We start from the raw sequence: 23,940 nt of genomic DNA, 5'->3' as shown, positions 1-23,940 counted from the left end.
GACTATGAAGGAACAGTCTTTGATTAAATCCTTTATTACTGCAGGAAAAAGTGCAAAAAAATTTTTAATATCCCAGCTATTTGTGAATTTTGGTTATGGTGTTTACCAGGTGTTATTTAATTTATACTTAAAGCAACTGGGCCTGGGGATGGATGTTGCTGGTCAGGTGGTGGCAGCAAGTTCTTTGGCCCAGGCGTTATTTATGATTCCGGCGGGTTATATCGGCGACCGGTATGGACGGCGCCGCTTTATTTTCTGGGGAAGTTTTGTTGCTGGAATAATGCTTATTTTCCAAGGAATCTTTGAAAAACCCGGATTAATTATTTTGGCGGCTTTTCTTTTTGGGTTGGGATTTTCGGTATTAGTGGTAAATGGTGTGCCTTATTTATCAGAAGTTTCCCTACCGGGAGAAGAAGTAAAATTAATAGGGCTTCACTATTCTTCAATTATGATCGCCTCAATGCTCGGCAATTTTGCAGGCGGAATGTTATCCGACCTTTTATCCGGAATGCTATCCCTTAAAGCCAGCTACCGGGCCTCGCTAATTTCAGGGGCTTTAATTTTTTTGGCGGGAAATTTATTTTTAACCCATCTGGAAAAGGGTCGCAAGTTAGAGATAAAAGATGATTTTTGGGCAACAATTAAAGGAATATCTGCGGATACTGAAGAATTTTCAGTGTTTAGAACAATTTTTATTTTTTCGCTTTTAATTGGTACCGGCTCGGGTCTCTTTATGCCCTATTTAAACCTGTATTTTGCAAACCGTTTTGGAGTTTCCAATACTTTTATTGGTCTCATTTTAGCCGGAGCCCAGGGGTTAACATCTTTAGCTATGGTAATGGGAACTAAAGCTTCCCGCAGGTTTGGTTTGGTGCGGGCGTTTGTTTTCTTTAACCTAATATCCTTACCGTTTGCCGTTTATTTGGGATATGTGCCCTACCTATCTTGGGCGGTACTTGTGTTACTAACGCGCCACGCTTTAATGAATGCGGGGACTCCCTTGTTTCAAGCATTAAACGTGTTGATAGTGGATCCGTCCCGGAAGGGACTTATTTTAAGTTTAAATCAAGCTACTTTTTCTTTGGGCTGGGCCATTGGGGGACCTATTAGTACGATTTTTTACCGGCTTGGCGGTTATCCGTTAATTTTTTGGGTGGTAGCAATATTGTATTGTTTGGGTACGCTTTGGTATTATTTTGAGTTTAAGAAATATTCGTACCTTGGGAAAGCGAGTTAAGGGAAAGGATTATTCCGGAAAGAAACTTTCCGGAATTTTTTTTAGCAAAAATATTGCATAAATATACAAAAGTATGTAATATTATAAATATATCGGAAAAGGAGGGGCAGCTTTGAAAGTTGCAGTGGTTGGTGCTACCGGTTATACCGGTGCTGAACTGATCAGGTTATTATCTATGCATCCGGAAGTTACCGGGCTCTTCCTCTTTAGCCGGGGAGAAGAGGTGGAAGTGGAGAAGCATTTTCTCGGCCTTGGTTTCGCCGGCAAGGTGAAGCCTTTAGAAGAACTTTCAGGCTTTAATCCTGATTTTGCTTTTTTAGCTTTACCTCACGGAGAGAGTGGCCGTTATGCTCAAGAATTAATCCGACGAGGGGTCCGGGTTATCGATTTGTCGGCGGATTTTCGCCTTCCTCTGGAAGTTTACGATAAATGGTACGGGCCGCATCCGGCTCCCGAGCTTTTGGAAATAGCAGTATATGGTCTTTCGGAATATTTTTGCGAAAAAATAAAAACTGCCAGGCTTATAGCCAATCCAGGCTGCTATCCGACGGCGTTTTTGCTGGCGGTTCTTCCTTTAGCCGAAAAGGATTTGCTTCAAGGTGTGATCATCAGCGATATGAAGTCGGGGGTTACGGGTGCAGGAAGATCGGCTAAAAGGGAGATGCTTTTCGGGGAAGTAGCGGAAAACTTTCGCCCTTACGGAGTTGGGGGTAAACACCGGCATCTGCCGGAAATGGAAAATTTCTTAAATATGTTTGCCAGAGGCTTAAGAGTTATTTTTACCCCCCATCTGGTTCCTATGAAACGGGGGATTTTAGGGACTATTTATCTGAATCTTACTACGGATTTTTCTTTGGAAGAGTTAAGAAAGATTTACCTGGCAAAATACCAGGACAAACCTTTTATAAAAATCCTTCCGGACGGCCAGTTACCGGAAACCCGGGCGGTTTACGGAACCAATAATGCCTTAATTGCCGTTAATAAGGAGCCGGGAGGAATGGTTATCGTGACCGTTGCCATTGACAACCTGGGCAAGGGGGCTGCGGGGCAGGCGGTGCAAAATATGAATTTGATGGCCGGACTTGACGAAACCTGCGGACTTAAAAATACGGGAATTTACTTTTAGGAGGGAGTTAAAATGAAGAAAATTCAAGGTGGAGTTACCGCACCCGAAGGTTTTTTGGCGGCCGGGGTTCATGCGGGGATAAAAAAGAGCAAAAAAGATGTAGCGGTGATTTTTTCCGAAAAACCGGCGGTAGGGGCTGCGGTTTTCACGACCAATAAAGTGAAGGCAGCACCAATACTTTTATCTATGGAAAATATCAAAGACCAGCTTATTTCAGCCATTGTAGTCAATAGCGGCAATGCCAACGCCTGTACTGGCGAAGAGGGAATGCTGGCCGCCCGCCAGATGCTTGATGAAACAGGAAAATGCCTGGGAATACCTATTTCGCAGGTACTGGTAGCTTCTACCGGGGTAATCGGCGTGCCGCTTCCTGTTAATAAGGTGCTTAATGGAATAAGGATGGCCTGCCAGGCTTTATCTAAAGAGGGAAGCGGAGCTGCGGCGGAAGCGATTATGACCACCGATACGGTTCCCAAAGAAATTGCGGTAGAATTTGAAGTTTACGGGAAGACGGTGAAGGTCGGTGGTATAGCTAAAGGTTCAGGAATGATTCACCCTAACATGGCGACAATGCTGGCGTTTATTACCACCGATATTGGTATGGAAAAAGAGCTTTTACAGGAAACATTGCGGGAAGTGGTAGACGAAAGCTTTAATATGATTTCGGTGGATGGCGATTCCAGTACCAACGATATGGTGGCGGTTTTAGCCAATGGACTTTCTGGAGTCTGGGTAGAAAGTAAAGAGGAAGAAGCTTACTTAAAATTTAAGAATGCTCTGGAATACGTGGCAATTTATTTGGCAAAAGCTATTGCCCGGGACGGGGAAGGAGCGACCCGGCTTATCGAGGTACGGGTGGTTAACGCTGAAAGCCTTCAGAAAGCCCGGAAAATTGCGCGAACAGTTACCTCTTCTAACCTCTTTAAAGCAGCGGTTTTTGGGGAAGATGCTAACTGGGGGCGGATAATTACTGCGGTTGGGTATGCCGGAGAAGAAATAACGGTGGAGAAAATCGATATTTACCTGGGTAAGGTAAAAGTATTGCAAAAGGGAGTGCCCCTTCCTTTTTCGGAGGAAGAGGCTAAAGAAGAATTGGCTCGCGAGGAAGTAATAGTAACCATTGATTTAAACGAAGGCGATGCAAATGCGGTAGCCTGGGGTTGTGATTTAACCTACGATTACGTGAAAATCAATGCCAGTTACCGGACTTAGAAGGTGGGAAAAAGATGGAAAAATACTTGGAAAAAACTAAAGTTTTAATAGAAGCTCTTCCCTATATTAAAAAGTTTTACGGCAAGACAATAGTCATTAAATACGGCGGTCATGCCATGGTCAGTGACCAGTTAAAAGAAGCGGTTATTAATGATTTAGTATTGATGAAATTTGTGGGGATTAACCCGGTGGTAGTACACGGCGGTGGCCCGGAAATCAGCCGCATGTTAAATAAGCTAAACATAAAGTCAAACTTCATAAATGGGTTGAGGGTTACCGACGAAGCTACCTTAGAAGTAGTGGAAATGGTGCTGGTGGGAAAGGTCAATAAAGAGATTGTTGGACTTATTGAAAAAGCCGGAGGCAAAGCGGTGGGCCTTTCGGGAAAGGATGCAGGACTCCTTAAAGCCCATAAAAAACTTGCGAAAAATCCGGAGCCCACGGGGGAAGAGTACCTTGATCTCGGTTATGTAGGGGAAATTTCGGAGGTAAATCCGGAAATTCTCTTAACTTTAATTGATAAGGGGTACATTCCGGTAGTAGCACCGGTGGGTTCCAATGGCAACGGGGAATTTTATAACATAAATGCCGATGAAGTGGCGGCTGAGGTGGCCGTAGCTTTAAAAGCCGACAAACTGATTGTTTTAACCGATACTCCCGGAATTTTGCTTAATGAAAAGGACGAAAATTCTCTTCTTTCCAAGGCCAGTATTGCTGAAGTGAAAGAGCTAATTAACCGGGGAGTAATCCGCGGCGGGATGATTCCCAAAGCCGAAAGTGCCATAAACGCTATAAAGCGGGGCGTTGGTTCGGTGCACATTATCGATGGCCGTATTGCCCATTCATTGCTATTAGAAATTTTCACCGATGCTGGGGTGGGCACAATGCTCACTCCCTGAAAATGGGAGGTAGCGATGGAGTACAAGGAGCTCATTGAAAAGGAAAGTAAATACTTAATGCAAACTTACCGGCGAAAACCGGTTTATTTGGTTTCCGGTAAGGGTTCCTATGTTTACGATGATGCGGGGAATAAATACTTGGATTTGGTTGCGGGCATTGCGGTAAATACCCTGGGTTATGCTCATCCCAAGTTAACGGCAGCGGTCGAAACGGCGGTTAAAACTTTACACCATACCAGTAACTTATTTTACACCCGGCCCCAGGTGGAACTGGCCCAAAAGCTTGTGGAAAATTCTCCCTTTGACCGGGTATTTTTTGCCAATTCCGGGGCGGAAGCGGTGGAAGGGGCCATAAAGCTTGCCCGCAAATACTGGTGGCAAAAAGGGGAAGAAAAATACGAAATTATTTCTGCCGTTAACTCTTTCCATGGAAGAACCATGGGGGCCCTTTCGGCTACCGGTCAGGAAAAATACCAGAAACCTTTTCGACCTTTGGTGCCCGGTTTTGTTTACGTGCCCTATAATGATTTGAATGCCCTGGAAAAAGCTCTAACTTCCAAAACTGCAGCGGTTATTTTAGAGCCGGTGCAGGGGGAGTCGGGAGTAAATCCGGCTGACCCCGCGTATTTGCAAAAAGTAGCAGAACTTTGCCGGGAAAAAAATATCTTGCTTATCTTTGATGAAGTACAGACGGGGGTTGGCCGGACGGGCAAATTATTTGCTTTTGAACACTTCGGGGTGGTGCCGGATATCATTACCCTGGCCAAAGGCCTTGCCGGAGGGGTACCCATTGGGGCGGTGTTGGCCAAAGAAGAAGTGGCCAAGGCTTTTGAGCCGGGGGACCATGCTTCGACCTTCGGGGGAAATCCCCTGGCCTGTACCGCAGCTTTGGCCGTTCTTGAAGAAGTTTTAGCGCCGGGATTTTTAGAGGAGGTTTTGGATAAAGGTAAGTTATTTTATAGCCTCTTAGTGGATGCACCGGGTATCAAAGAAGTGCGGGGATACGGACTTATGCTGGGAATTGAGCTGAATTTCCCGGGAGCAGGCCGGGTTTCTGATATACTTTTAGCCAAAGGAGTGTTAATAAATAACATTGGGGAGTGGATTTTAAGGATTGTACCTCCGCTAATAATTACCCGGGAAGAAATCCGGGAAGCTTCGGAAAAAATTTTGCTGGCCGTAAAGGAGGCGGGCACAGATGGAGCTTTATGATTTTGCCTTTGCCGAGAAATTAGAAAAGATGATAGCATCCTACCGGGGACGGGATTTTCTTTCAATGAACGATTTGACCGGGGAGGAGATAGAGGAAGTATTGGATTTAGCTTCGGAGTTAAAAATACGGCAAAAAAAGGGAATTTCGACTCCGATTTTAAAAGGGAAAACCTTGGCCATGATTTTTAGCAAAAATTCCACCCGGACCAGGGTTTCCTTTGAAGTGGGTATGGTGCAGTTAGGAGGATATCCTCTTTTTATAACCGCTACCGATTCGCAATTAAGCCGTGGTGAACCGATTGCCGATACTGCCCGGGTCTTATCCCGGATGGTGGATGGTATTATGATTCGAACCTACAGTCATAGCGAAGTAGAAGAACTGGCCCATTATGCCGATGTGCCGGTTATTAACGGTCTTACCGATTACGAACATCCCTGTCAAATCATGGCGGATTTACTGACAATTAAAGAACATAAGGGGCAGTTAAGAGGTTTAAAGGTGGCCTGGGTAGGGGATGGCAACAACGTCTGCCATTCGTTAATGATTGGTGCAGCCAAGGTAGGTATGGAAGTGGCCGTGGCAACCCCACCGGGCTATGAACCGGATCAAAAAGTAAGTTTAATTGCCCAAAAGGAAACCAGCAGGTGGGGAACAAAATTATTATTAACCCACGATCCGGTGGAAGCGGTTACCGGTGCCGATGTGGTGGTAACCGATGTTTGGGCTTCGATGGGGCAGGAGGCGGAAAGTGCTGAGCGGGTTAAAGTCTTTCAACCCTATCAGGTTAACGGTGAACTGGTAAGCCATGCCAAGCAGGACTTTATCTTCCTCCACTGCTTGCCTGCCCACCGGGGTGAAGAAGTGACCCCCGAAGTGATCGATGGTGAACATTCGGTGGTCTTTGCTGAGGCGGAAAACCGGCTGCACGCCCAAAAGGCTATCTTGACTTTACTCTTAGGATAATTTAGGATTTAATGCGTATAAAAATGCAACGGGAGGCATAAATATGGCGGAAAAAGTAGTTTTGGCTTATTCCGGTGGCCTGGATACCTCGATTATCATTCCCTGGCTTAAAGAAAATTACGGTTACGAAGTCATTGCCATGGTGGCCGATGTGGGCCAGGGGGAAGAATTAGAGCCTTTAAGGGAAAAGGCAATTAAGAGCGGCGCTGCCAAAATATATATTGAAGATGTTAAGGAAGAGTTTGTCCGGGATTTTGTTTTTCCCATGCTGAAAGCAGGAGCGGTGTACGAAAATAAATACCTTCTGGGAACTTCGGCTGCCCGTCCGCTTATTGCTAAAAAGTTGGTGGAGATAGCTGAAAAGGAAGGGGCGGTGGCGGTAGCTCACGGGGCAACCGGTAAGGGTAACGACCAGGTACGTTTTGAACTTACCGTTAAAGCGTTAAATCCGGATTTAAAAATCATCGCTCCCTGGCGGGAATGGGAGATAAAATCCCGGGAAGATGCCATTGATTATGCCGAAAAGAGAGGGATTCCGGTACCGGTTACCAAGAAGCAGCCTTACAGCATGGATAGAAACCTCTGGCATCTTTCCCACGAAGGGGGTATTTTAGAAGACCCGGCCGTTGAACCGCCGGAAGATGTGCTCTTACTTACCAACCCTCCGGAAAAAGCACCGGACCAGCCGGAGTATGTAGAAATAGAGTTTGTTAAAGGAGAACCGGTAGCGGTAAACGGGGAAAAACTTTCGCCGGTGGAATTAATTTTTAAGCTTAATGAGCTTGGCGGAAAGCACGGAATAGGTATTGCCGACATGGTGGAAAACCGTTTGGTGGGTATGAAATCCCGGGGAGTATACGAAACTCCCGGAGGGACCATTTTAACCTTTGCTCACCGGGAGTTAGAGAGCTTAACTTTAGACCGGCAGACCATGCACTTTAAGCAGATGGTAGCCTTAAAGTATGCCGAACTTATTTACGATGGCTTATGGTTTACGCCTCTAAGGGAAGCTCTGGAAGCTTTTGTGGATAAAACCCAGGAAACGGTTACCGGAAAGGTCAGAGTTAAGCTTTACAAAGGAAATATTTACCCGGCCGGTATAACTTCTCCTTACTCCCTTTATGTTAAAGATTTAGCTACCTTTGGTGAAGATCACCTCTATAACCAGAAGGATGCCGAAGGATTTATTAATTTATTTGGCCTTCCACTTAAAGTAAGGGCTATGACCCAGAAACCATACCAGAAGTAGGTAAAGGAGAGGAAAATGAAGCTCTGGGGTGGACGCTTTGAAAAGGATACCGACCGGGAAATGCGGGATTTTCATGCCTCAATCCACTTTGACTGGCGGCTTTACGAAGAAGATATCAGGGGGAGCATTGCCCATGTGACGATGCTGGCCCGGCAGGGTATAATCACCAATGAGGAAAAAGAGAAAATTATTGGGGCACTTACAGAAATTTTAGAGGAGATAAAAGCCGGGAAGGTGGATTTTTCCCCTGAGGCCGAAGACATTCACCTTAATATTGAAACGCTATTAATTAAGAAAATCGGGGACGTGGGGAAAAAAGTCCACACCGGTCGTAGCCGTAACGACCAGGTGGCTTTAGACACCCGGCTTTATGTAAAAAAAGAAGGTACGGCTATTATTGCTCTTATAAAAGAGCTCCAGGAAACTTTAATTAATCTGGCCGAAGGGCATTTAAACACTATCATGCCCGGTTATACTCACCTGCAGCGGGCGCAGCCGGTGACCCTGGCCCATCATCTTTTGGCATATTTCTGGATGTTTGACCGGGACCGAAGCCGTTTTTACGATTGTTTAAAAAGGGCTGACAAGTCGCCGCTGGGAGCCGGAGCACTGGCCGGTACCACCTTACCTTTAGACCGGGAGTTTGTTTCCGAACTTTTAGATTTTAATGGTGTCTGTGAAAACAGTCTTGATGCGGTATCGGACCGGGACTATATCTTAGAATTTCTCTTTGCGGCGGCCACTACGATGATGCATTTAAGCCGCTTTTCTGAAGAAATTGTTCTTTGGAATAGCAAAGAATTTTCCTTTGTGGAAATTGATGACCGGTATGCTACCGGCTCTTCCATGATGCCCCAGAAGAAAAACCCCGATGCGGCCGAACTTATCCGAGGTAAAACCGGCAGGGTATACGGCAATCTTATGGCGGTATTAACGATGATGAAAGGTTTGCCCTTAGCTTATAACAAGGATATGCAGGAAGATAAGGAGCCGCTTTTTGATACCGTCGATACCTTAAAGGGAAGCTTAAGGGTTTTTACCGGAATGCTGAAAACAATTAAATTTAACCAGGGGGCTATGTATAAGGCGGCCTTAAAAGGATTTCTTAATGCTACCGACCTGGCCGAATACCTGGTGGAAAAAGGAGTGCCTTTTAGAGAAGCTCACAGGATTACTGGAGAACTGGTGTTAAAAGCCGAAAAAACTGGAAGGGAACTGTTGGAGCTTTCCTTGGATGAGCTTAAAGAGATGTCGCCGTTAATCGAAGAGGATATTTACGAAAAGCTTAAAATTGAAAATGTCTTAGCTAAAAGGAAGCTTCTCGGGGGGCCTGCCCCTCAGGCGGTAATTGAACAGTTAAGACAAGCCCGGGAAGCATTAGCAAAATAACCACCCGCACGGGTGGTTATTTTTTTCTAAAAGATTTTCCGCTTTAATGTATGGCATTCCACGAGAAAGTGATTCCCCGGTATTTCCCAGTGCCAGTATGTAGGTGGGACAACATCTTCTAAAGGAGACTCTTCAATTAGCTGATCGTAGAGCCTGGAAGTTCTCCGGATATAAAGTCTGGGCCATTTAACTGCTTCTTCCGGGGGATAATCGTGCAGCGGATGGTCAACGGTAAAAATTGCTCGACCGTCATCCTTTAAAAGCCGGGAAATTAACTTGAGATGTTGACGAAAAAGACGGTCTCTTAAGAATTCCAACAAATCATGGATGGAATAAAAGCCGGCCATGAAATCGGCTGCTTTTAACGGATAAATTATCTGCGTAATAACACCGGCGGATACAACCAAATCAAAGCTCTGTTCGAATCCTTCGGGGAGTTTTGGATTATCGTTTACCGCTTTTAAGGCATTTAGGAGTGTGTCCAAGGAAGTATCCCGGATTACCAGTTGAATATTGGCTAAAATACCGGTTAAATCAAATTCTAAAATTTTAATTTTTTCCGGATAAATGGGTTTTTGCCTTTGTAATCCCAGTTCCATTGCCGTTACATCAATATCGAGAAGAAAAGTTTGGTCGAAGGTTTTACTGAGTTCATTTAAATCTATGTCATTGCAATTTCCTGCACCCAGGATAATAGCCCGTCCGGAAGATTTTGCCTTTAAGATTTCGGCCATCAGTTTTTCCCGGTGGGGAGCATATTCGTTAAAAAAGTTTCGCGTATCTTCATTGGCGATTTCTTGAAGCTTTTTGTAAAACATCAATTCTCACCTTGTAATGGGACTTTTTTAAAAATATTTTAAAATTTTTTGCGTACTTTTGGCAAAGATTATTTTTTTAAATCATATGATGAAATCTAATTAGGTTAACTTTAGCCTTTCCTACTCTCTTCGTAACCCTGCGGTATTATTTTTGGCTGTTGTTTTAATTATTACGGGTGGTTACTATTCGGTTCAGCGCTTAATGTTTCGGTAGTTTACCGGATACTGTTTTCTGTAACAAAATCGTAACAAATTCGGCACGGTTTGCTAAAGATTTGGTGGTAAATTTAGAAGCAGGAAATAAGAAACGGGAGGTGAAGTAATGAAGAAAAAAATTATAGCAGGCTTAATTGTTGTTTTACTGCTGGCCATAGCCGTTCCGGCAATTGCTGCAGTTACCAATCCGCAGTTAGAGGAACTTAAAGGATTGTACCGTCAGATGGCTGAGGTCCAGAAAAAGATGGTGGATGTGCGGGTGAAAGCTGGGCTATTAACTAAAGAGCAGGGTGAAGTGATTAAAAAGAACATCGATGCAAGACTTGACTATCTGGAGAAAAATCCTGCTGCTGTTACTCCCGGACCTGGTGCCGGTGGTTACGGCTTTGGCCCTGGAGCTGCCTGTCCTAACGCTTTAGCTGGATATGGCGGCTGCGGATTTGGCGGGGGCTTTGGTGGCTGCGGATTTGGCGGCGGTGCTTATGCTCCAACTACCCCTCCGGCAACCAATTAGTTTATTAGGTAAAGAGAGCCTTCCTTTACGGAAGGCTCTCTTTTTATGCTTAATAAAAAACCCGCCAATTTTGGCGGGAAAATTCGGGTTGTGTACATTAAGAAAAAGAAACGTTAAACTAAGGAAGCTTGCAGTGCATATTGTATACCAAAAACATCATAAATACCAGAGGGTTCTGGTAAAGTTTTTTTTAAAGTACGCTGAAAAGCAGGGGCCAAGCGCTAAAGTTTTAATGGTTTTTATTTATCAGGGCGAGAATTTCATAATAAAAAATTGTCATCGGTGGCACCTCCTGCTCTAAGTATATTGTATACAAAAAATCACTCAAAAACAAGTGCTCTTATTCACAAAAAGTGTTAAGGAAAAGTTAAAAGTTTTGCCTAAAAAGTTTGAAAATTATTCACAAACCCCTTATAATAATGAGGAAAATATGAGCAAAGGGGAATGAGGAAGTGGGCAACACGGTACTTTTTGAACAAAACGGCAAAGTGGGGATAATAACCTTAAACCGTCCGGATGTTGTCAATGCGGTTAATGAAGAAATGCAGGTGGAATTGGCCGAAATTCTCCTTCAGGTTAAAAATAACGAAAATATACGAGCGGTGGTCTTAACCGGTGCCGGTCCCGGTTTTTGTGCCGGTGGCGATGTGAAAAGGATGCTTGCTAACTTTGCCAAAACACCTGCGGACCAGCGGGTTACTTTAATGGAAAACTTGGTCCACAACTGGCTGACCCTTCTTATAAATCTGGAGAAGCCGGTAATATCGGCAGTTCATGGCTATGCCGTAGGGGCAGGACTTAGTATAGCTCTTGCCACCGATATTATTATTGCTGCCCGGTCCACGATTTTTTCCATGGCTTTTTCCCAGGTGGGGCTTCTGCCGGATTTATCGGGGCTGTTTTTCTTAGCCCGGACTCTGGGGGTACACCGGGCGAAAGAGCTAATCTTTACTGCCGACCGGTTTTCAGCAGAAAAAGCTTATGAACTGGGGATAGTAAACCGGGTGGTGGATGATGACCTTTATTTGGATGAGGCGATGAATTTAGCGAAGCAGTTAGCCGATGGTCCTACCCGGGCCTACGGCTATGCGAAAAAGCTTTTGCATTTAGCTCCCTCACTGGATTTAAACACCTTCTTTGAATACGAGCGGCTTTATCAGTCTTTAGTGGCGGAAACCGAAGACTTTCGGGAAGGGGTTAATGCCTTTATTGAAAAAAGACCTCCCAAGTTTAAAGGAAGATAAACTAAAAATTTATAAGGGCGGGGGATTAGGCATTGTTTTATATTGCTTTACCGCTTGTTTTATTTTCTTTTGGATTTTTTCTGGGATATTTTAAGTGGTCTTCTTTTTTAAACCGCTTACTTATAAAAATGTTTAGTCTTTCTTTATTTGTCCTTCTTTTTGTGATTGGAGCAAAACTTGCCACCAACCAGGAAGTTTTAAAAAACCTTATGGTTCTTGGACTTAAAAGTTTTGGGATTATGCTTTTTGCGGCTTTGGGAAGTATGCTTTTAATCTACCTTTTTGAAAGAAAAGCTCAGGTAGAAGGAGTGGAAGAAAATCTTTCTGCGAACCACGATGACCTTAAATTTGTAGGCATACTGGTTTTAACGGTAGTTTTAGGAGGAGTAGGGGGAGCGTTTCTTTTACCGGAAAAATTTCTTAACCTAAGTGACAGTATCATTACCTTTGCCCTTGCTTTTTTGTACCTGGGAACCGGCGTTAGCTTTGGCGGAGACCGGGAGCTCATAAAAAAGGTTCGCGAAAAAGGGGTAAAAATAATTTCCTTTCCTCTATTAGCTCTTTTAGGAAGTGTTGCTGGGGGAGTGGCTTTTGCCCTGATATTTAATATAAATCCAGGAATCGCGGTTTCCTCGGCAGCGGGGATGGGGTTTTACAGCGTAACTACCGCCATTTTAGCCAAAAACCTGGGGATTGAAGCCGGGACGATTGGGTTTTTAGCCAATGTTTTACGGGAGTTATTTACCATCCTTTTAACCCCTTTTTTAGCACGCCTTTTTCCGTACTTTCCGCTTGCGGTGGCCGGAGCTACTTCCATGGATACCACCTTGGGAGTAATTACCCGGGTCCAGGGACCCTATTACGGGGCTATCGCCCTTTTATCAGGGACGGTATTAACAATTATTGTGCCAATAGTCCTGCCTTTTTTAACCCTGCTTTAAAATTTAAATAAATTTCACTTTCAAAGGGGTATTTAAAAATGGCTCAGCAAACTTCCCCTCTTTGTCCTTACTGCGGTTTTTTAAATGAAGAGGGAGTTAAAATTTGCAAAAACTGCGGCAATAACCTTGATCTAAACCAGGTAATCATCGACCCGGTGGCTGTGATGTGGCAAGGGGTTCAAGTCAGCCGGCGGCTTTTGGATAAACCTTTACCCGATAAACCGGGGATTATTTTAGGATTAATTTTTACAGGGATACTCTGGCTTATTGTTTGTATTTTTACTCTTTACCAGTTTATTAAGAGCTTTAGAGAAATGATCGCCGCAGGGGAATCGCTAGAAATTATTTTAAGTGAAGGACTTAACGGCTTTATGCTCTTAGGAGTGACTGTTCTTATTACTTATTTTTGGTTAAGAGTGGTGAAAAAAATATTTACCGGTAAGAATAAAAAGGGATTTACAGAAAAATGAAGAATATAATCTAAAAAAGGAATTCAGGAGGTTTTAAAAATGCATCTTGGAAAACTAAGCTTAGGAGAAGTTTTAGAATTTGCCGTAAGTGTGGAAAGAAACGGCCTTGCCATGTACCGGCAGTTTGCGGTTACCTTTGCCGGAACGGAGTTAGAAAAACTTTTTGATGAGCTGGCCGATGAAGAAGTAAAGCACGAAGAAGATTTTAAGCGGATGTTTGGGGATGTCAAAGCGGAAAACCTGCCGGAGACCTACTTTGATGAGTACCGGGAGTACATGGAAAGTATAATTAACCTGCATCTCTTCCAGGGTAAAAAAGTAGAAGAGGTGGCAGCGAAAATTACCGATGCCAACGAAGCTTTAAAATTTGCTTTGGAGTTTGAAAAAGATAGTTTGTTGTTTTTCCTGGAACTTAAAAATTTAGTTGATGATAAAGATAAAGCGATGGTTGATAAATTAATAAACGAAGAACGGGGACACGTGTTAAAGCTAAGTAAAAAGCTGATATCTTAAAATCCTTGGCAGCAGGATTGTTAATCTTTCCTGCTGTTTATTTTTTCACCTAAAGGAGGGCGAAATATGAAATTTACTTTGAAAAATTTTTTCCGTTATTACTGGTTTTCTTTGCTAATCCTCATCGCCATTTTTGGCGTAAGTTTTTACTTATATCCAATGCTTCCGGCTAAAATTCCGACCCATTGGAATTTATACGGGGAGGTTGACGGCTGGAGTTCTAAAGGTTTTGGGGTTTGGTTTTTACCCTTTTTTACCCTTGGGTTATTTCTCTTATTTATAGTCATTCCCTTTATTGACCCCCGGCGGGAAAATTACGAAAAGTTTTTTGGGGCTTATGTTTTATTTATTAACGGTTTTCTAATATTTATGGGGGCTATGCATGTTGCGACGCTTTTGGTAGGTCTTGGCTATCAGTTGCCGATTGGGAAACTGGTGCCGATAGGTATTGGCCTGTTATTTATTTTAATTGGCTTTACCTTTGGTCGGGTTAAATCCAATTATTTTTTTGGCATCCGTACCCCCTGGACATTAGAAAGTCCCACGGTCTGGGAAAAAACCCATAAAGCTTCTGGCAAATTTTTTATAGCTTCCGGAATCATAATGGCTTTAGCAGCTTTTTTACCGCCGATGGTGGAGTTATTAATGTTTATTTTACTACCCCTTTTTACCACGGTAGCGGTAATGATTTATTCCTATCGGCTTTACGAGCAGGAAAAAAAGAATAACAAATAAACGGCGGGAAGTAAAGCCGTTAACAATGGTAATGGTTTTGCGGTTATTGCTTTCTTAATGGTAACTAATACAGGGGGAGTTCGGGTGAATTACCTGTTATTTGTTTTTGTTTCGCTAATAATTACTCCTGTTGCGTACCTTATCGGATATCGCTTAAGGCCGGTGATCCCAAAAAGAAAAAGGCTATCAGTAGGATTTATGCTACCTGTTATTGTTTTAATTGTAATAGGTATAATAGACTTTTTATTTTTTCAGTCCCCTAAAATTACTCAAACAGGCATTGGTAATTCTATCGCTGTAGGTTTTCCCCTGGGTTTGGCTGGACCGCCGTTTACAGAAAAAAATGGGAAAATTATGTGAAAATTAAAGGAAATAATTAATATAATGTGGAAATAAGGTATTTGGGGGTAGGACGATGGCAGATATCGAAAATAAAAAAGTCTTTACTAATACCAAAAAGAGTCACCAATTACGACAATTCGTGTGGGCCTTACAGGTGATAGTGACTGTGGAAATTTTAATAGTGGGAATTGCTATTTATATGATGATGACCAAAGGCTGGCTATTTTACCTGGTACTTGCCCTAATGCTGGCGTTATATCTTTATGTTTCAAACTTAAACCGTCTAATGCTTGGGTCGGCGCATGTTTTAACTCCTGATGAACTTATTATTTGTCTGGGTCCGAGGTTTAAATGTCGTTTGCCGCTTTCTTTGGTGATGGAGGCTAAGGCGGTATCTTTGGCTTCAGCTCCTCAGGGAGATTTATTAAATGTAAGTGTTTTCCGGGAAGATGAGCGGCTGTATTGTCTTTCACGCAATAGTGATGTCATCCAATTAAACCTTTCGGAGCTAATTATGGTTAAAGCCCCATCTTCTGGTCCTGATAAAAGCCGGTGGGGGTTTATACGAGAAATTTTAATTAACGCCGATGAGCCGGAAGGGTTTTTAGAAACCATTACAAAGATTGTCCGCCCGGAGAAAGAATTAGACCAAATTAAGTCCCGCCAGGATACGCTTAAATCCGTCCAGGATAAAACCCGGCAAATAATATCTCTTACACCTCCAAATCTTAAATCAAATAAAATCCCAATTCTGGAAATTAAACATTTAACCAAATATTACGGTGATTACCCGGCGGTTTTGGATTTAAACTTGGAGGTGTATCCCGGGGAGATTTTTGGCTTTCTTGGAGCTAATGGGGCAGGGAAGTCAACTACCATCAAAATGATGACGGGCCTTTTATGCCCTTCGAAAGGCACGATTCTGGTGCGGGGGGAAGATTTGTGGAAACCTGGAGCTTTAGTGCGGCGCCAAATTGGCTATATACCCGACACCCCTTTGGTTTACGAGCGGTTAACGGCAAGGGAGCTTCTTATTATGGCGGGGCGACTTTACAACCTGCCCGAGGAATGGACCAAAAAGAGAGTGGAGGAGCTTTTAGCGATTTTAGACCTGGAAGCTAAAAGTGACTATATGGTTAACACTTATTCCCTGGGAATGCAGCGAAAGGTATCGGTAGCTCTTGCCCTTCTTTCCGATCCGGAAATTATTATAGTGGATGAGCTTACCAATGCTTTTGATGCCCCAACTTTAGCGAAAATTAAGGATATTCTTTTAAATCTAAAAAGCCAGGGAAAAACCGTATTTCTTTCAACCCATGTGATGGATGTGGCGGAAAAACTTTGCGACCGGGTGGGAATAATCCATCGGGGTCAGCTTAGAGCCCTGGGGACGGTGGAGGAGCTGTGTGAGTCGTTTGCAGTTTCTGGCGGCCTGGAGCCTTTATTTTTAAAGCTAATTGGTGAAGAGACCACTGGTTAAAGGAGTAGAGGATTAATGGTGCTTTGGCGGACTTTAGTCGAAATAAAACTAAGGGAAACCTGGAATGACCGGATTCGGTTTAATCGCTCGGGTCTTTTAATAATATTGTTGGAATTAGTAACCCTGATTTCAATATTCGTTGGCATGAGAGTTTTTCTTAATGATGTGGGGTATGGTTTAAAGTCGGAAGGGGATTTAGTGGCCCTTGCCGCCTTGACTTTGCCCATAACCTTTGGAAATGGTTATCTTTTGGCGGAGCGGATGTTGTTTGGCTTTAAAGCCCGGGTGGACCGTTTGATAGTTAGACACCCGCAGGAGATTATTAAAGCAACGGTCGTTACTGCTTACCTGGCTAATCTACGTCCTACTTTACAAACTCCCACCTTAATGGCCCTGGCCCTGGCCCGGGTCTGGTTTCCCCATTGGCATTTGGAGCTTTTGGTTTTGTACTTTCTTATTCCCCTTATTGGTACCGGCTTGGCCCTTTTAGTTTTACTGGTGGTTAAACGGTTTTTTTTGAGGCTTAGCGGTCTTTTGTTAATAGTTACTCCTTTTCTGCAAATTGCCGGGCTGGCGGTGGCCCTGTGGCTTGGCACAACCCTGGTAAAAGGGAAAAGGGTGAAAGTATGGGCGTTTTTAAATTTGCCGGAACTAATATGGTGGATACCAATTCTTCTGGTGGTCGGGGGAGTTATTCTGTATATGGGGTTAAAGTCGGCAGCTTTATGGGAAAAAGCTTTTTTAGAACAAGAAGAGCGGGGAACCGGGAGGTTTGGGAAAAAGCAAACGGAGTTCATCCTGAAGTTGCTTTCGGTCTTTCGCTTACCCGCTCCTACTCAGGCGGTAATTTTAAAAGAATGGCTTTTTCTCTGGCGAAATCCTTTAACCACGATTCGAATTCTGGCCTTGCTAATTTTATCCCTGCTGCCTCTTATAAATTCCTGGCTTGGGGCCATGGTAAATAGTTTATCTCCCTTGATAACAACTTTTGCCATCTGGTATTTTTGCTTTGGGGAGTTAATTGCGACTGCCTACCAGGCCGAGGGCCGGCGGGTAGGGCTATTATGGCTTGCGGCTATTGCTCCCGGACAATTAGCTACCGGAAAGTTTTTGGCCTATCTTCCTTTGATCTTTTTTGCCGGAGTGACTGCGGGTCTTATGAACGGCGTAATTGGTTTAAAAGGACATGCGGCATTATTAAGCATAGTTTTCTCCATCATCGGAACTACCGTGGGTCTCGCCCTGTCCCTGGTTCCTGCGGGCCTGACCATGAACAAAGTTGATTATGCCGGAAGTTCGCTAACCGATATGGCGATGGAGCAGGTTCCGTTAACGTTTTATAGTTTACTTTCAGCAGTGATGATGGGAGGGATTTTAGTTGCTTTTTATTTTATTGTTAGTTTAACTCCTTGGCCGGAGGCCGTTTTAGGAGCTGCTGTTGCGGGAATTTTGGGGATGGCTATGACCGGGCTTTTCTTAAAACGAAGATATAGCTTATAGATTATGACAGGATAGGAGGTGGTAATTGGCCTTTAGAAAACCCCAAGGTATGGTAAAAGACCTTTAAGGAAAAAAGGAAAAGTTAAAGGCAAAGGAGTGGAGGAATATGGGCTTAACTAATTTAATTAAAGTCATTTATGCTCCCGGGGAAGTTTTTCAGGAAGAGTGGCAGAAAACAAATTTTTGGTTAAGTGGAATTATCATTGCAGTGTTAAATGTGTTTGCGGCTTGGCTTATTATGCCAGTCATGCTTGAAACCACGAAAAAAATGTTAGTAGATAGAATACCGCCGGAACAACTTACCGTAGCCCTTCAAGGGGCAAAGATTAGCGGATTAATTGGAGCTGGAATAACACCGTTTCTTATCTGGCTTTTAATTGGGCTGGTTTTATCTTTATATTCCCAGTTTGCGGGAGTAGAAGGGAAAATGGGGCTTTATCTTAAAATTGCGGTTTTAAGCTGGGTTCCGATCTTAATCGGAAATCTTGTCCGGGCCGGACTTATTTACTATCTGAAGCCTGAAAATTATCTTGATGTAAAAACTTCGTTTTTATTACTTTTGCCGGGAGAAGTAAAGATGGATTTTATCCACATATTTCTGTCTAAAATTGACTTTTTTACCCTTTGGGGTATAGTATTGTTAGGCTATGGTTACGGGAAAGCTTTTAATACCGATACTAAAAAAAGCATCGCTTTTTGGTTAATAATTTTTATTTTAATTTCAATTATAAGCGCGTTTTTTGGCGGACAAAGTTTACAGAAAATGGCTTAGGAGGGCGTTATGAAGAAAAAAATATTAGCTATAGTTGTAATCGTCTTGTTTATTGGCGGGGTCGCAGGCTTAAATGTTGTTAAAATTAAAAAAAATCCGGGAATAGCCGTTAAGACTACCAAAGTAGCCGAAGGGGATATTGTCAAATATGCTTTTGCTGAAGGTACCATTGAACCTAAAACAACGGAAAACATCTATGTTTATACACCGGGCACTGTAAAAGAGGTCCTGGTAAAACCGGGGCAAAAGGTAAAGGCGGGGCAGGTGGTTTTAAGACTTGACGATACTGAACTTAAAAATCAGTTAAAAGAAGCCGAAAACCAGGTAGAATTACTTGAAGTCCAGCTAAGTGACGCCAAAAAGGCCGAAAAACTTCCGGGGATGAACCAAACCTCTACCAAAAGCTTGGAAGTCCAGCTAAAGTCGGCCCGCGATCGGGTAGAGATGTTAAAGGAGAAAATTGCCCAGACCCAGCTTAAAACTAAGCTTTCGGGGGTAGTCTTAGCGGTAAATGTGGAAGCGGGACAAACCGCCAATCCAGGTGTTCCAGTAATTGTGGTGGGGGATTTATCAGGTTTTAAGGTAAAAGGAATGGTAAACCAATTTGATGCTGCCTTAATTTCCCCGGGGCAAAAATTTACCGCCCAAGCGGAAGGTTTGGAGCGGGAGTATACCGGGATAATTGAAACGGTAGAACCGCAGGCGGTAAAGACGGTATCGGCCCAGGGGGAAGAGATTAAAGTAGGGTTTAACGGTAAAATCACCGGGGATATTACAGGGCTAAAGCCAGGCTATAAGGTAGACTTAAAAATCGAAGCGGGGCGGAAAAACGGAGTTTTAACCCTTCCCTTTGAAGCCATTGTGGAGCGGGAGACGAAAAAATATGTGTTTATAGTGGTGGGAGATAAGGTAAAACTTCAAGAAGTAAAGCTGGGGCTTAGCGATGATTTAAAAGCCCAAGTTTTATCCGGAGTCAAAAAAGGTGACCTTGTAGTGGTAAACCCGCCGGCTGAGCTAAAAGATGGGGATAAGGTGAAAGTTAAATGATTCGGGTCGAAAACTTAACTAAAGGCTATCTTCTCGGCAAAAGTCGGGTAGAAGTTTTAAAAAACATTAACTTTACCGTAAGCGCCGGCGAGTTTGTGGCCATCATGGGACCGTCGGGTTCGGGTAAATCTACCTTAATGAATATTCTGGGGTGCTTGGACCGTCCGGATAGCGGAAAATACTATTTAGACGGGGTAGATGTAGGAAGTCTCTCCGATAATGAGCTGGCGGAAATCCGGAACCGAAAAATTGGCTTTGTGTTTCAAAACTTTTATCTTCTACCGCGGGAAAACGTCTTAAAAAATGTCGAACTACCTCTTCTCTATCAAGGAGTAAAACCTGGAATAAGGAAAGAAAAAGCTATTGAAGCTCTAAGAAAGGTTGGACTTTCCCATCGTTTAGAGCATAAGCCCAATGAAATCTCCGGCGGTGAGCGTCAAAGGGTGGCCATTGCCCGGGCGTTAGTTACCAATCCTTTATTAATTTTAGCCGATGAACCAACGGGAAACTTAGATACTAAATCCAGTACGGAAATTATGAATATTTTAACCGGTTTAAACCAGGAAGGGGTAACAATTATTTTGGTCACCCACGAACCGGATGTGGCTTCCTTTGCTAAAAGGTTAATTAGAATTCGTGATGGCGAAATTGTCGAAGACCGGGCAATAGAGAGGGGGCAAGGCGTTGGAGCTTAAAGAGAGTTTAAGGGTTGCGCTTTCTTCCCTATGGGCCAACAAAATGCGCTCTTTTTTAACTGCCCTTGGGGTAATTATTGGTGTGATGGCGGTGGTGGCGGTGCTGTCCATCGGTCAGGGAGGGAAAGAAGCAACTCTCGGGCAGATGAAAAGTATTGGTTCCAACCTGTTTATTATGTACGCCAAAACCATTGGCCAGGAAACAATCCGTCCGGATCAACGTTTGTCGTTAGATGACGTCCGCGCGGTAGAAGCGGGGGCCCCGGCAGTGAAAAGAATAGTTCCTTCCAGCTATGATATGGCCAAAGGAGCTTCTGGCAGCAAAAAAATTGACTTAATTGTGGTGGGGACGATTCCAGAGTATAAAGAGGTGCGGAATATTCAGTTAGTTAACGGTAGATTTTTAATTGAGGAAGATGTTAAGTATTTTCGGAAAGTGGCCGTAATTGATGAAAAAGGAGCAAAAGAACTTTTTGGTACCGCGGATGCTACCGGAAAAACCATTAAAATCAGAGGTTTACCTTTTACCGTGGTGGGTGTTTCTAAAACCGAAACATTAAGCTTTAATATGGGAATGCCCAATTACCGGATATATCTCCCGCTTACTTCCTGGCAGCGGCTTTTTAATACTACCCGGGTAGACCAGTTAGAAGGGGAAGCGGTATCGGCCGATAAGGTTAAGGAAGCTATTGAACAGACCAAGCGCATATTAAATAAACGCCACCGAACGGAAGATTTATACGAAGGTTTTAATATGGAAGAACAGCTGCAGGTGGCCAATAAAGTGCTGGGATTAGTTACCCTGATTATTAGCTCTATTGCCGGGATTTCCTTATTTGTTGGCGGCATTGGTGTTATGAATATCATGTTAGTATCGGTAACGGAGCGAACCAAAGAAATTGGGATACGCAAAGCCATTGGAGCCAAAAGACGGGATATATTAATCCAATTTCTAATTGAAGCGCTCCTTTTATGTTTGCTTGGCGGGATTATTGGATTAATCTTGGGGGTGATAATTGCTTTTGTTGTGGCAAAAATTGCCGGCTGGCCTTTTATCGTTACCTGGTGGAGCATGGTTTTGGCCGTATTTTTCTCGACGCTGGTAGGAGTGGTATTTGGTATATATCCTGCCAATAAGGCAGCTAAACTTGATCCCATTGAAGCGTTAAGGTATGAATAGAAAGCAAAACTGTTTATAGTATTTTGTATACTTTTTGTAAAGGCTAGACAGAAAAAGAGTTTTTAAGATAAAATTTTCTTAAAATTGCGGTAGAATGGAGGGATGGTAGTAAAGGGGTAAGTTGGGTTGCTTGCTTAAAAGATAAAGATTAAAAACACTACGGGAGGATGGAAGATGAAGAGAAAAGGATTTACAACTTTATTGTTGGTTTCCTTGCTGGCGTTTTTGTTAGTTTTTACGTCGGCATGTGGGACTAAATCTACCGGAGAAAAGAAAAGTGAGGATGTAATCAAGATTGGTGTAAACTTAGAGCTTTCGGGTAATGTGGCTTCCTTTGGTCAATCTGCCTTGAACGGGTTTACCCTTGCCCTGGATGAAATCAATGCTGCCGGGGGCATAAACGGCAAAAAGCTCGAAATTATCAAGTATGACAATAAATCAGATAACACCGAAGCGGCATCGGTGGCCACCCGATTAATTACCCAGGATAAAGTACCAATTATTTTTGGAGCGGTTACTTCCGGTAACACGATGGCTTTCATTAACATTGCGGAAGCTAATAAAGTGCCGGTGTTAACCGCGACGGCTACCAACCCCGATGTTACCGTAGATCCGAAAACCGGGAAAGTACGGGAGTATGTTTTTAGGACCTGCTTTATCGATCCCTTCCAGGGGACCGCAATGGCTAAATTTGCCACAGAAGAATTAAAAGTAAAAAGAGCTGCTATTTTAAAGGATAATACCTCTCCTTATTCGGTGGGCTTGGCTAAATTTTTCACCGAAGGCTTTAAAGCCGGCGGTGGTGAAGTTGTAGCCGATGAAAACTTTACTGTAAACGATCAGGATTTCCGCTCGATTTTAACAAAAATTAAAAATTTAAATCCGGATTTCATCTATGTTCCAGCTTATTACGAGCAAGTTGGTCAAATCGTGAAGCAAGCCCGGGAAATGGGAATAAATGTAGCCTTTGGTGGTAGCGACGGCTGGGATTCGCCCAAGCTTATAGAAATTGCCGGGAAAGATGCGTTGAAAAATTGCTACATTACAAACCACTACTCCCCGGATCGGGATGATCCCAAGGTAAAAGAGTTTGTCAAAAAATATAAAGAAAAATACGGCAACGTACCTGATGCCTTAGCGGCTCTTGGGTATGACACTGGCTATGTTTTAGCTGCGGCTTTAAAGAATGCGAAAGAAATTACCCCGGAAGCTATTAAAGATGCTCTCAAAAATGTCAAAGATGTAGAAGGGGTAACGGGTAAAATATCGATTGATGAGCAGCACAATGCTAAAAAAGGTTTAGTGATTTTAGAGTTTGTTGATGGTAAGCAAACTTATAAGAAATTTATTGAACCTTAAGATAAAGGCCGGCATTTGCCGGCCTTTAAATGTAAATAAAGAAAGGAGTAGCGGAAAAAATGTTTAACGCAGTAAGATACTTACTTTGGATAGAGTATTTAATTCACTTAGTTGCGGTGTTCATGCTTGTTGCAGCGGTTGGAGGAATTGTCTTAAGTACTTTAACCGGTTTTTCGATAACTAAAAATGTTTTGCTACTTATTGGAAATGCATTATTAATTATGATCATTAAAGAGGTTTTATGGACGGTCATAAAATTTTTTAAAAAAGAACGCTTTAGCATTGCTTCATTTATTATGATAGGTATTATTTCTGCTATCAGACAAAACCTTTTTGTAGAAGCGCAAATTTCATTAAATAAAAGTCATGGTTGGGATCCGTTGCTTGAGATAGGTGCGAATACTTTGATTATCTTGGTGTTGTCTGTAGCTTATTACATTGTTAAAAAAGCCGAAGCCTGTTCAAATGATTAGTAAAGAAAATGTATTTCCAGAAATTAGCTCTTGAAAAAAGGTAAAGGAATTTGGTATATTAAAAAAGCGTCACGGCATCAGCGGCAAGGACCGGAAGCAAAAAAGCAGGTAAAAACCGCTTGACAGGGGACGCAGAGATATGATAAATTAAGAGACGTCGCTGACGGCGGGAAACGCCGAAAGCGACAGGTACCTTGGCAAGGGAATAACGGCAAGCGGCCCGTACTCGGTAAGGGTACGGAAGGGAATAAAAGCTTGGATTGACCCTTTCATAGGACCTGACCTGTGCAAACAGGTTTTTATAACGGGGTCCCCAAAAAATCGCAAGATTTTTTGGGGTAAAACTTCGGGGT

General features: G+C 43.1%; 24 protein-coding genes. 23 read left to right on the top strand and 1 reads right to left on the bottom strand.

The window, feature by feature from the left end:
* Positions 1-4 precede the first annotated feature (4 nt).
* The 8 genes from CARFE_RS0109640 (at position 5) to argH (ending at position 9,288) form a co-directional block, all read left to right on the top strand.
* Positions 5-1,237: an MFS transporter gene (locus tag CARFE_RS0109640; RefSeq protein WP_028052622.1), complete on the top strand. Its 1,233-nt coding sequence runs from the start codon at positions 5-7 to the stop codon at positions 1,235-1,237.
* 112 nt (positions 1,238-1,349) lie between these two features.
* Positions 1,350-2,363 carry an N-acetyl-gamma-glutamyl-phosphate reductase gene (gene argC / locus CARFE_RS0109635; RefSeq protein ID WP_028052621.1) on the top strand — a complete coding sequence of 338 codons (1,014 nt, stop codon included), beginning with the start codon at positions 1,350-1,352 and terminating at the stop codon, positions 2,361-2,363.
* Between the two features lie 12 nt (positions 2,364-2,375).
* Entirely contained in the window at positions 2,376-3,575 is a 1,200-nt protein-coding gene (gene argJ, locus CARFE_RS0109630; protein ID WP_028052620.1) for a bifunctional glutamate N-acetyltransferase/amino-acid acetyltransferase ArgJ, read from the top strand.
* A gap of 14 nt (positions 3,576-3,589) precedes the next feature.
* A complete protein-coding gene (argB, locus tag CARFE_RS0109625) occupies positions 3,590-4,474 on the top strand; it encodes an acetylglutamate kinase (protein ID WP_028052619.1) in 885 nt (294 codons plus the stop codon).
* 15 nt (positions 4,475-4,489) lie between these two features.
* A complete protein-coding gene (locus tag CARFE_RS0109620) occupies positions 4,490-5,686 on the top strand; it encodes an acetylornithine transaminase (RefSeq protein WP_028052618.1) in 1,197 nt (398 codons plus the stop codon).
* Entirely contained in the window at positions 5,673-6,650 is a 978-nt protein-coding gene (argF, locus tag CARFE_RS0109615) for an ornithine carbamoyltransferase (protein WP_051250273.1), read from the top strand. Before CARFE_RS0109620 ends, argF begins: the two co-directional genes overlap by 14 nt.
* A 37-nt stretch (positions 6,651-6,687) precedes the next feature.
* Positions 6,688-7,899 carry an argininosuccinate synthase gene (locus CARFE_RS0109610; RefSeq protein WP_281170187.1) on the top strand — a complete coding sequence of 404 codons (1,212 nt, stop codon included), beginning with the start codon at positions 6,688-6,690 and terminating at the stop codon, positions 7,897-7,899.
* A 15-nt stretch (positions 7,900-7,914) separates the two neighbouring features.
* Entirely contained in the window at positions 7,915-9,288 is a 1,374-nt protein-coding gene (gene argH, locus CARFE_RS0109605) for an argininosuccinate lyase (protein WP_028052615.1), read from the top strand.
* Positions 9,289-9,314: 26 nt separating this feature from the next.
* Here the strand turns inward: argH and CARFE_RS0109600 are convergent, their stop codons facing one another.
* Positions 9,315-10,106 carry a hypothetical protein gene (locus CARFE_RS0109600; RefSeq protein WP_028052614.1) on the bottom strand — a complete coding sequence of 264 codons (792 nt, stop codon included), beginning with the start codon at positions 10,104-10,106 and terminating at the stop codon, positions 9,315-9,317.
* 322 nt (positions 10,107-10,428) lie between these two features.
* On the opposite strand from CARFE_RS0109600, the gene CARFE_RS15685 reads away from it, so the two are divergent.
* The 15 genes from CARFE_RS15685 to CARFE_RS0109520 all read left to right on the top strand — a co-directional run bounded on the left by CARFE_RS15685 (position 10,429) and on the right by CARFE_RS0109520 (position 23,587).
* Positions 10,429-10,836, top strand: a complete 408-nt coding sequence (locus tag CARFE_RS15685; protein ID WP_028052613.1) for a YckD family protein — start codon at positions 10,429-10,431, stop codon at positions 10,834-10,836.
* A 452-nt stretch (positions 10,837-11,288) separates the two neighbouring features.
* Positions 11,289-12,080, top strand: a complete 792-nt coding sequence (locus tag CARFE_RS0109585; protein ID WP_028052611.1) for an enoyl-CoA hydratase/isomerase family protein — start codon at positions 11,289-11,291, stop codon at positions 12,078-12,080.
* A gap of 32 nt (positions 12,081-12,112) precedes the next feature.
* Positions 12,113-13,021: a lysine exporter LysO family protein gene (locus tag CARFE_RS15680; protein WP_051250272.1), complete on the top strand. Its 909-nt coding sequence runs from the start codon at positions 12,113-12,115 to the stop codon at positions 13,019-13,021.
* Between the two features lie 38 nt (positions 13,022-13,059).
* On the top strand, positions 13,060-13,491 hold the full coding sequence (locus tag CARFE_RS0109575; RefSeq protein WP_028052609.1) for a zinc ribbon domain-containing protein: 432 nt from the start codon (positions 13,060-13,062) through the stop codon (positions 13,489-13,491).
* Between the two features lie 39 nt (positions 13,492-13,530).
* On the top strand, positions 13,531-14,004 hold the full coding sequence (locus CARFE_RS14930; RefSeq protein WP_051250271.1) for a ferritin-like domain-containing protein: 474 nt from the start codon (positions 13,531-13,533) through the stop codon (positions 14,002-14,004).
* 66 nt (positions 14,005-14,070) lie between these two features.
* Positions 14,071-14,739, top strand: a complete 669-nt coding sequence (locus CARFE_RS0109565; RefSeq protein WP_034542006.1) for an SdpI family protein — start codon at positions 14,071-14,073, stop codon at positions 14,737-14,739.
* Between the two features lie 84 nt (positions 14,740-14,823).
* The gene (locus CARFE_RS0109560; RefSeq protein ID WP_028052607.1) at positions 14,824-15,099 is read left to right on the top strand and encodes a hypothetical protein; all 276 of its coding nucleotides are present in this window, start codon (positions 14,824-14,826) and stop codon (positions 15,097-15,099) included.
* Positions 15,100-15,154: 55 nt separating this feature from the next.
* On the top strand, positions 15,155-16,561 hold the full coding sequence (locus CARFE_RS15675) for an ABC transporter ATP-binding protein (RefSeq protein WP_051250270.1): 1,407 nt from the start codon (positions 15,155-15,157) through the stop codon (positions 16,559-16,561).
* Between the two features lie 15 nt (positions 16,562-16,576).
* Positions 16,577-18,061, top strand: coding sequence for a hypothetical protein (locus tag CARFE_RS0109550; protein ID WP_028052605.1), 1,485 nt, complete (start codon positions 16,577-16,579; stop codon positions 18,059-18,061).
* Positions 18,062-18,167: 106 nt separating this feature from the next.
* Positions 18,168-18,833, top strand: coding sequence for a YIP1 family protein (locus tag CARFE_RS0109545; RefSeq protein ID WP_028052604.1), 666 nt, complete (start codon positions 18,168-18,170; stop codon positions 18,831-18,833).
* Between the two features lie 9 nt (positions 18,834-18,842).
* Positions 18,843-19,880, top strand: coding sequence for an efflux RND transporter periplasmic adaptor subunit (locus tag CARFE_RS0109540; protein ID WP_028052603.1), 1,038 nt, complete (start codon positions 18,843-18,845; stop codon positions 19,878-19,880).
* Positions 19,877-20,575 (top strand): ABC transporter ATP-binding protein, encoded by a 699-nt coding sequence (locus CARFE_RS0109535; RefSeq protein WP_028052602.1) that lies wholly within the window; start codon positions 19,877-19,879, stop codon positions 20,573-20,575. The genes CARFE_RS0109540 and CARFE_RS0109535 overlap by 4 nt, the downstream gene beginning before the upstream one ends.
* The gene (locus tag CARFE_RS0109530) at positions 20,565-21,755 is read left to right on the top strand and encodes an ABC transporter permease (RefSeq protein ID WP_028052601.1); all 1,191 of its coding nucleotides are present in this window, start codon (positions 20,565-20,567) and stop codon (positions 21,753-21,755) included. Before CARFE_RS0109535 ends, CARFE_RS0109530 begins: the two co-directional genes overlap by 11 nt.
* Before the next feature lie 174 nt (positions 21,756-21,929).
* Positions 21,930-23,114: an ABC transporter substrate-binding protein gene (locus CARFE_RS0109525; protein WP_028052600.1), complete on the top strand. Its 1,185-nt coding sequence runs from the start codon at positions 21,930-21,932 to the stop codon at positions 23,112-23,114.
* 59 nt (positions 23,115-23,173) lie between these two features.
* Complete coding sequence (locus CARFE_RS0109520) at positions 23,174-23,587, top strand: phosphate-starvation-inducible PsiE family protein (RefSeq protein WP_028052599.1); 414 nt, start codon at positions 23,174-23,176, stop codon at positions 23,585-23,587.
* Positions 23,588-23,940: the final 353 nt, after the last annotated feature.

It is taken from the genome of Carboxydothermus ferrireducens DSM 11255, assembly GCF_000427565.1.
GTDB classification, from domain to species: Bacteria; Bacillota; Z-2901; order Carboxydothermales; family Carboxydothermaceae; genus Carboxydothermus; species Carboxydothermus hydrogenoformans.
The sequence above is the reverse complement of the archived record's forward strand: the minus strand, read 5'-3'. Positions and strand labels throughout refer to the sequence as shown.

Coding starts and splice junctions, on each gene's coding strand:
- CARFE_RS15675 (WP_051250270.1), top strand. CDS start 15,155: ATGGCAGATATCGAAAATAAAAAAGTCTTTACTAATACCAAAAAGAGT.
- CARFE_RS0109640 (WP_028052622.1), top strand. CDS start 5: ATGAAGGAACAGTCTTTGATTAAATCCTTTATTACTGCAGGAAAAAGT.
- CARFE_RS14930 (WP_051250271.1), top strand. CDS start 13,531: ATGCATCTTGGAAAACTAAGCTTAGGAGAAGTTTTAGAATTTGCCGTA.
- CARFE_RS0109600 (WP_028052614.1), bottom strand. CDS start 10,106: ATGTTTTACAAAAAGCTTCAAGAAATCGCCAATGAAGATACGCGAAAC.
- CARFE_RS0109575 (WP_028052609.1), top strand. CDS start 13,060: ATGGCTCAGCAAACTTCCCCTCTTTGTCCTTACTGCGGTTTTTTAAAT.
- CARFE_RS15685 (WP_028052613.1), top strand. CDS start 10,429: ATGAAGAAAAAAATTATAGCAGGCTTAATTGTTGTTTTACTGCTGGCC.
- CARFE_RS0109550 (WP_028052605.1), top strand. CDS start 16,577: ATGGTGCTTTGGCGGACTTTAGTCGAAATAAAACTAAGGGAAACCTGG.
- argB (WP_028052619.1), top strand. CDS start 3,590: ATGGAAAAATACTTGGAAAAAACTAAAGTTTTAATAGAAGCTCTTCCC.
- CARFE_RS0109525 (WP_028052600.1), top strand. CDS start 21,930: ATGAAGAGAAAAGGATTTACAACTTTATTGTTGGTTTCCTTGCTGGCG.
- CARFE_RS0109565 (WP_034542006.1), top strand. CDS start 14,071: ATGAAATTTACTTTGAAAAATTTTTTCCGTTATTACTGGTTTTCTTTG.
- argF (WP_051250273.1), top strand. CDS start 5,673: ATGGAGCTTTATGATTTTGCCTTTGCCGAGAAATTAGAAAAGATGATA.
- CARFE_RS0109620 (WP_028052618.1), top strand. CDS start 4,490: ATGGAGTACAAGGAGCTCATTGAAAAGGAAAGTAAATACTTAATGCAA.
- argJ (WP_028052620.1), top strand. CDS start 2,376: ATGAAGAAAATTCAAGGTGGAGTTACCGCACCCGAAGGTTTTTTGGCG.
- CARFE_RS0109540 (WP_028052603.1), top strand. CDS start 18,843: ATGAAGAAAAAAATATTAGCTATAGTTGTAATCGTCTTGTTTATTGGC.
- CARFE_RS0109535 (WP_028052602.1), top strand. CDS start 19,877: ATGATTCGGGTCGAAAACTTAACTAAAGGCTATCTTCTCGGCAAAAGT.
- CARFE_RS0109520 (WP_028052599.1), top strand. CDS start 23,174: ATGTTTAACGCAGTAAGATACTTACTTTGGATAGAGTATTTAATTCAC.
- argH (WP_028052615.1), top strand. CDS start 7,915: ATGAAGCTCTGGGGTGGACGCTTTGAAAAGGATACCGACCGGGAAATG.
- CARFE_RS0109545 (WP_028052604.1), top strand. CDS start 18,168: ATGGGCTTAACTAATTTAATTAAAGTCATTTATGCTCCCGGGGAAGTT.